At 66.8% G+C, this 6,841-nt stretch carries 8 protein-coding genes; 1 reads left to right on the top strand and 7 read right to left on the bottom strand.

What is annotated here, in order from left to right; all coding sequences use genetic code 11:
- Positions 1-80: 80 nt before the first annotated feature.
- From waaA to epmA, 6 genes are all read right to left on the bottom strand, one after another.
- A complete protein-coding gene (waaA, locus tag EOA38_RS23745; RefSeq protein WP_127300376.1) occupies positions 81-1,397 on the bottom strand; it encodes a lipid IV(A) 3-deoxy-D-manno-octulosonic acid transferase in 1,317 nt (438 codons plus the stop codon).
- The gene (locus EOA38_RS23740; RefSeq protein ID WP_126095938.1) at positions 1,394-2,170 is read right to left on the bottom strand and encodes a lysophospholipid acyltransferase family protein; all 777 of its coding nucleotides are present in this window, start codon (positions 2,168-2,170) and stop codon (positions 1,394-1,396) included. Before EOA38_RS23740 ends, waaA begins: the two co-directional genes overlap by 4 nt.
- A 5-nt stretch (positions 2,171-2,175) precedes the next feature.
- Positions 2,176-2,421 (bottom strand): DUF4170 domain-containing protein, encoded by a 246-nt coding sequence (locus EOA38_RS23735; RefSeq protein WP_127300375.1) that lies wholly within the window; start codon positions 2,419-2,421, stop codon positions 2,176-2,178.
- 75 nt (positions 2,422-2,496) lie between these two features.
- Positions 2,497-3,306, bottom strand: a complete 810-nt coding sequence (locus EOA38_RS23730) for a 3'(2'),5'-bisphosphate nucleotidase CysQ (protein WP_127300374.1) — start codon at positions 3,304-3,306, stop codon at positions 2,497-2,499.
- The gene (locus EOA38_RS23725) at positions 3,293-4,636 is read right to left on the bottom strand and encodes a TldD/PmbA family protein (RefSeq protein ID WP_126094358.1); all 1,344 of its coding nucleotides are present in this window, start codon (positions 4,634-4,636) and stop codon (positions 3,293-3,295) included. The genes EOA38_RS23730 and EOA38_RS23725 overlap by 14 nt, the downstream gene beginning before the upstream one ends.
- Positions 4,637-4,817: 181 nt before the next feature.
- The gene (gene epmA, locus EOA38_RS23720; protein ID WP_127300373.1) at positions 4,818-5,861 is read right to left on the bottom strand and encodes an EF-P lysine aminoacylase EpmA; all 1,044 of its coding nucleotides are present in this window, start codon (positions 5,859-5,861) and stop codon (positions 4,818-4,820) included.
- A gap of 129 nt (positions 5,862-5,990) precedes the next feature.
- Here epmA and efp point away from each other — a divergent pair, with 129 nt between their 5' ends.
- Positions 5,991-6,560 carry an elongation factor P gene (efp, locus tag EOA38_RS23715; RefSeq protein WP_126094360.1) on the top strand — a complete coding sequence of 190 codons (570 nt, stop codon included), beginning with the start codon at positions 5,991-5,993 and terminating at the stop codon, positions 6,558-6,560.
- 18 nt (positions 6,561-6,578) lie between these two features.
- Here the strand turns inward: efp and EOA38_RS39785 are convergent.
- The coding region (locus EOA38_RS39785; RefSeq protein ID WP_210212981.1) for a hypothetical protein at positions 6,579-6,841 on the bottom strand (263 nt) is incomplete at its 5' end.

Genomic DNA, 6,841 nt, shown 5'->3' with positions numbered 1-6,841 from the left:
GGTCATCGCGCCGGTTCCGCGCGCTTCGGGCTTGCGCCTGATCCTTTCCCAAAATCGATGCCGATTTTTGGGGCCATGCGTCAGCGCCCGTTGGCGCCTTTCAGGCGCGCCTTGACGACCAGCGGCTGGATGTAGGGTTCGAGCGACTTCAGCGTGCGCTGAAGCGCGCCGCGCATTTCGTCGACGGTCGCCGCGCCCGCCGCCATCATCTCGTGACGCGCCACTTCGTTGGTCAAAAGGAAATTGACGGCGCCGGCCAGCATATCGCGATCACGCACCAGCTTGGCGCCGCCGCGGTCGAGCAGGCGCTGATAGGCCTCGCGGAAATTCTGCACGTTGCGGCCGGCGAGCACGGCCGTGTCGAGCATCGCCGGCTCCAGCGGATTCTGACCGCCTTCGGAGGTCAGCGAGCGGCCGACGAAGGCGATCTCGGTCAGTCGCAGGTAAAGTCCCATCTCGCCGATCGTGTCGCCGAGCAGGATATCGGTGTCGGGCGTAATGCGATCGCCCTTGCTGCGGCGCGCGATCGTCAGCCCCATGCCGGAGATCTGCGCAGCTAAAGCGTCTGCGCGGTCGGGATGGCGCGGCACGACGATGGTCAACAGGCCGTGATGGCGCTTGTACAAGGTCGCGTGGACTTCCGCGGCGACGACCTCCTCGCCGTCATGGGTCGAGATCGCCGCCCAGGTCGGACGCCCGCCGATCTGGCGCTGCAGCGTCGCCAGCGCCCGCTCGTCGGCCGGCGGCGGATTGGTGTCCACCTTGAGATTGCCGGAGACGGTGACCGGCCGGGCGCCGAGCGCGCGGAAACGCTCGCCGTCGACATCCGACTGGGCAACGACATGGGCAAGGTTCTCGAACAGCGCCTCGGCGACGCTGGAACGCTTCTTCCACGACCGGAACGAGCGGTCCGACAACCGGCCGTTGACGAGGACCTGCGGCACGTTGCGCGCGCCGAGCTCCAGGATGGTCATCGGCCATATCTCCGATTCGGCGATGATCGCCAGTTCAGGCCGCCAGTGATCGAGGAAGCGGCTGACCGCCGGCTTGAGGTCGAGCGGGACATATTGGTGGATGATGCGGCTGCCAAGCCGCTCGTCGGCAACCTTCGCCGAGGTCACGGTGCCGGTCGTCAGCACGACGTTGACGCCATAGTCGAGGATCGATTCCACCAGCGGCACGACGGCGATCGTCTCGCCGACGCTCGCGGCGTGGATCCAGATCACCGGGCCTTCCGGGCGCGGACGGCCGGCGACGCCGTAACGCTCGCGGCGGCGAACGCGGTCCTCCTTGCCGCGCGAGGCGCGCCAGGCGACATAGGGTCCGATCAGCGGATAGGCGACGGCCCCCGCATAACGGTAGGCCGTCAGGGCGGTGCGCGCCCAGCGCTCGCTCATTTGGCGCCATCCACAAGGCGATAGGCCTCGGCCGTCGCGGCGTTGAGGGAAGCGGTGACCTCCTGGCGCTTGCGCTCCATTTCGGCATCGTCGGCGTCGGCCGGCACGAAGACCGGCGTGCCGACGATGACCGCGGAGCGGCCGAACGGCAGGTTGATGGTGGTCTTGTCCCAGCTCTTTTCCAGCACCTTGCGGCGGCTGGTGGCGATCGCCGAGGGCAGGATCGGCCGGCCGGAAAGCCGCGCCAGAAGCACGATGCCCAGCCCGGCGTCGCGCGGCGTGCCATGCGGAATGTCGGCGATCATGGCGACATTCTTGCCGGCGACCAGCGATTTCTTGAGCGCGATCAAGGCCTTGGCGCCGCCTTTGTCGAGATGCCTCGAACTGTCGCGGCCGCCGGAGCCGCGCACCGCCTCGATGCCGAATTTCTCGATCATCAGCGCGTTGAGCTCGGCATCGGCGCTGCGCGAGACCATGGCGACCAGCGGCCTGCCCTTGGGATAGTAGGCAGGGGTCAGGAGATGCTGGCCGTGCCAAAGCGCGATGATGCCGGGTTCGAGATGCGCATAGGCGCCGCCGGCGACCTGCGTCGATCCTTTGACCAGCGGGCTGGTGATGCGAATCAGGCGGACGAACCAGGCGAACAGGCCGGCGATGAAATTCTTGACGAATCGCGACTGGGCGAGCGGCTCGCGGATGCGGCGCCAAAGCGTGCGCGTCCCGCCTCGCCCGGCGGAGCGCCCCGTCGCCCCTTTCACCGCCTCATGCTCCATCGTTGTCAACCGGCTGCCTTCGCTTCCGGGTCGAGCAACCGGTGCAGGTGAACGACGAAATAACGCATATGAGCATTGTCAACGCTGGCCTGCGCCTTTGCCTTCCAGGCTGTGTGCGCCGAGTGATAGTCGGGGTAGATGCCGACGATGTCGAGCGCGTCGAGGTCCCGGAATTCGGTTCCGCCCAACTTTTTCAGCTCGCCGCCGAACACCAGGTGCAAAAGCTGTTTCTTTCCGTCGTTCACGGCCATGCCGATCCTTCGCATACTTATGAGTTTTGTGACAGGTCTAGACCAAAGCAGCCGGTTTTGGAACTGGCGACCGGCTCACCCTTCGTCAGTTCCGGCGATGACCCCGACAACGACTTCGAGCAGTTCGCCGCTGCCGGCGGCGAGCGCCCCGTGGTTGATCACCTCGCCGGCATAACGCGGCGGCTTTCCGCCCCGATCAAGCAGGGAGCCGCCCGCTTCGGCCAGGATCAGGTCGGCGGCAGCGATGTCCCAGTCATGCGCGCTCGGCTTGACGAAGGTCGCATCCAGCTTGCCATTGGCGATCATCGCCAGCCGGTAGGCGAGCGAGGGGATGTAGGCCGCGCGCCGCAGCCGGTCCTGCCAGGCCTCAGGCATGCGGTCGACCAGCGGCTTCGGCCCGCCGATATCGACGGTGTCGCCCAGCGCACGGACGTGGATGCGCTTGTCATTGAGGAAAGCGCCCTCGCCCGGCAGCGCCCAATAAGTCTCGTGCTTGGCCGGGCATTCGAGCACGCCACCGAGCGAGCGTCCATCCTCGACCACGGCGACGCTGACGCACCAAGAATGCAGGCCGTCGAGAAAGCCCCGCGTTCCGTCGATCGGGTCGACGACAAAGGTCCGGCGGGCCAAAAGCCGGGCATGATCGTCGGCGGTCTCCTCCGACAGCCAGCCGTAATGCGGCCGCGCCTTGAGCAAGGTCTCGCGCAGATAGGCGTCCGCGGCATGGTCGGCCTCGCTCACCGGCGAGGTGCCGCCCTTCATCCACACCTGAGGGTTGTTGCCGAAATAGCGCATGGCGATCGCGCCCGCCTCACGGGCGGCGTGGCGCAGCAGAGCGAGATCTTCACGCGCCTCGCTCGAGGCAAGCTGGTCAAGCACCGGCAAGGGTCATCCCTTCAATCAGGAGCGTCGGCGCCGCGGTGCCGAAATTGCGGTCGAGGTCGCTTGCCGGCACCATGTTGAGGAACATGGTCTTCAAGTTGGAGGCGATGGTCACCTCGGCCACCGGATAGGCGAGCGCGCCGTTCTCGATCCAGAAGCCGGAAGCGCCGCGGCTGTATTCGCCGGTCACCATGTCGACGCCCTGGCCGAACACCTCGGTGACGTAGAAGCCGCGCTTCAGCGAGGCGATCAGTTCCTCCGGCGCGCGCTCGCCGGGCTCGATGGCGAAATTGGTCGAGGACGGCGAAACGGAGGAGCCGCTGCGCGAGCCGCGTCCGTTGGTGGTCAGGCCGAGCTCGCGCGCGGCCGACGTCGACAGGAACCAATGATTGAGCACGCCCTTCTCGACCATCAAGAGCTTCTCGCCCTCGACGCCTTCACCGTCGAACGGGCGCGAGGCCTGCCCGCGGCGCCGCAGCGGCTCGTCGGTGGCAGTGATGGCGCTTGAGGCCACCTGTTTACCCATCATGTCGCGCAGGAAGCTCGTCTTGCGCGCAACCGCCGCGCCGTTGATGGCACCGGCAAGGTGGCCGGCAATGCCGCGCGCGACCCGCGGATCGAACACCACGTCGACCGGGCCGGTCGCGGCCTTGCGGGCGCCGAGGCGGCGCACGGTACGCTCGCCGGCCTTGCGGCCAATCTCCTCCGGCGCGTCGAGATCGGCGAAATGCTGGCGGGAGGAGAATTCATAGTCGCGCTCCATCGCCGTGCCCTGGCCGGCGATGACGCTGGTCGAGCGCGAGAAGCGCGAGGCGACATATTGGCCGACGAAGCCATGCGAGGTGGCGAGCACCAGCCCCCCCAGCCCGGCGCTGGCGTTGCTGCCGGAAGAATTGGTGATGCCTTTCACGGCAAGGGCCGCCGCTTCCGCGGCAAGTGCTGCCTCCTTCAACTGATCGGCCGAAACCTCGGTCGGGTCGAAAAGATCGAGGTCGCGCAAATTGCGGGCAAGCAGCGCCGGATCGGCGAGGCCCTGGAAGGGATCCTCGGGCGAGACCTTCGCCATGGCGACCGCGCGCTCGGCGAGCGCCTTCGGGTCGGAGGCGGCGGTGGCCGAGACGCTCGCCACCCGCTGTCCGACGAAGACGCGCAGCGAGACATCCTCGCTCTCTGACGATTCGGTGCCCTCGACCTTGCCGAGCCGCACCGACACGCCGGCCGAACGGCCGCGCACCGCAACCGCGTCGGCGGCGTCCGCCCCGGCGCGCTTGGCCGCCTCGACGAGCGCTGCGACGCGGTCGGTCAGTTTCGCTGCGTCGAGCGTATGGGTCATGCATTTAGTCCTGTGTGTTCAAACGACCCGGGAGACGGCCGCTGCCGCACCATCATGGATGCTGCCGCACCATCTATTGTTCCATTGCCGCTTGTGCAATGGCGGATGCGGCAATCTCAAGGCAATCGTCGCGGTTAGAGCTAAATGCTCCGCCGCTGCAGCAACACGAAACGAGAACGGATCAACCGGCCACCGGCGCCCAGATCACATCCTCGATCCTGGCGGCACCCGTCGCCAACATCACCAGCCGGTCGAAGCCGAGCGCCGCACCGCTCGCCTCAGGCATGACGGCAAGCGCGGCAAGAAAATCCTCGTCCAGCGGATAGCGCTCGCCATAGACGCGTTCCTTCTCGTCCATCTCGGCGACGAAGCGCCGGCGCTGCTCGGCCGGATCGGTCAGTTCACCGAAGGCGTTGGCCAGCTCGACACCGCAGCAATAGAGCTCGAAGCGCTCGGCAATGCGCGGGTCCTCAGCGCTCGGCCGGGCAAGTGCTGCCTCCGAGACCGGGTAGCCGTAGAGGATGGTGGCGCAGCCCTGCCCCAGCGCCGGCTCGACCTTTTCGACCATCACCCTGCTGAACAGGTCGGCCCAGTTATCGTCGGGCGCCGTGCGCAGGCCGGCGCGGATCAGCGCCGCGTGGAGCGCGTCGCGATCGGTGCTGCCGTCAGCCGCGACGGTCGCCAGCAGGTCGATGCGGGCATACGCCAAGAAGGCATCAGCGACGCTCAGCCGCTCCGGCTCGGCGAAAGGGTCTGCCTCACGGCCGCGGAAGCGAAAGCTCTTGGCGCCGGCCTTTTCCGCCGCCAAAGCCAGGAATTCGGCGCAGTCGGCCATCAGGCTCTCATAGGCCTCGCCGACACGGTACCATTCGAGCATGGTGAATTCGGGATGATGCAGCGGCCCGCGCTCGCGGTTGCGCCAGACCGCGCCGAGGCTGAAGATGCGCTTCTCGCCGGCGGCGAGCAGCTTCTTGCAGGCGAATTCCGGCGAGGTGTGGAGATAGAGCGGTTGGCGCGATGCGTCTGGGCCGATCGCCTCGGTGGCGAGGGCCGCAAGATGCGCCTCGTTGCCGGGTGAGACCTGCAGCGCCGAGGTCGTCACCTCGACGAAATCGCGTGCCGAGAACCAGCTACGCAGGGCGGCGGCGATGGCGTTGCGCGCCATCAGCCTTGGCCGGCGGTCGGCATGAATATGCGGCGTCCACCAGGGCGAAGCGGCGGTCATGGGCAGGAAAATCGCGCGGAAGGCTGGCGGTTCGGCGCAAGATGCGCTAGGGCGCACGCGAAGGCCGCCGTCGCCAATTTGTGGCGCTCAACGCTTGCAGGCCGAAAAACTCGATTGGGATTGAATATCGTGGTCAAGGTCATCGCCAGTTCGCTACGCAAAGGCAATGTCGTCGATAAGGACGGCAAGCTCTATGTGATCCTCTTTGCCGAAAACATCCACCCTGGCAAGGGTACGCCGGTAACCCAGCTCGACATGCGCCGCATCGGCGACGGCGTGAAGGTTTCGGAGCGTTACCGCACGACCGAGATGGTCGAGCGCGCCTATGTCGAGGAGCGCGAGCACACCTTCCTCTATTCCGATGGCGAAGGCTTCCATTTCATGAACCCGGAAAGCTACGACCAGGTCGTGGCCCCGGAAAGCGTGGTCGGCGACATGGCGCCCTATCTGCAGGAAGGCATGGCGGTGCAACTGGCGCAGTTCAACGGCGTGCCGATCTCGCTGGTGCTGCCACAGCGCGCCGTCTTCGAGGTGGTCGACACCGAGCCGGTCACCAAGGGCCAGACGGCGTCTTCGTCCTACAAGCCGGCCGTGCTCTCCAACGGCGTGCGCACGGCCGTGCCGCCGCACATCTCCGCCGGGACGCGCGTGGTGGTGATGACCGCCGACGGCTCCTACGTCGAGCGCGCCAAGGACTGACGTCTCACCGCAGCCCATTTACCGCGGCTCGCCTGCGACCAGGCGGACCACCATCAGCATAAATCCTCCACCGGCTAACGTGGCCTTCGTAACCGTCGCGCGCGGAACGGCATCTTCGCGCCCATGTCGGACGTAAAGACCAGCTTTGCCTCCGTCCGCAAGCAGACATCGCGTATGATCATGCTGGAGGTCGTGGTCGCGGGGGGCGTTGGGTGCGCCATCAGCAACAGCCTCTTTCCTGTTGCGGGAGAGGGTCGGTGCAGCGCTGAAGCTGTATGCAG

The organism is Mesorhizobium sp. M1E.F.Ca.ET.041.01.1.1 (genome assembly GCF_003997355.1).
Lineage (GTDB): Bacteria > Pseudomonadota > Alphaproteobacteria > Rhizobiales > Rhizobiaceae > Mesorhizobium.
Note: the sequence above shows the minus strand (reverse complement) of the source record. Positions and strands in the feature narration are given on the sequence as shown.

What these genes read in the sequence shown, in the direction of transcription:
- waaA (WP_127300376.1), bottom strand. Translation starts at nt 1,397, where the DNA reads ATGAGCGAGCGCTGGGCGCGCACCGCCCTGACGGCCTACCGTTATGCG.
- EOA38_RS23740 (WP_126095938.1), bottom strand. Translation starts at nt 2,170, where the DNA reads ATGGAGCATGAGGCGGTGAAAGGGGCGACGGGGCGCTCCGCCGGGCGA.
- EOA38_RS23735 (WP_127300375.1), bottom strand. Translation starts at nt 2,421, where the DNA reads ATGGCCGTGAACGACGGAAAGAAACAGCTTTTGCACCTGGTGTTCGGC.
- EOA38_RS23725 (WP_126094358.1), bottom strand. Translation starts at nt 4,636, where the DNA reads ATGACCCATACGCTCGACGCAGCGAAACTGACCGACCGCGTCGCAGCG.
- epmA (WP_127300373.1), bottom strand. Translation starts at nt 5,861, where the DNA reads ATGACCGCCGCTTCGCCCTGGTGGACGCCGCATATTCATGCCGACCGC.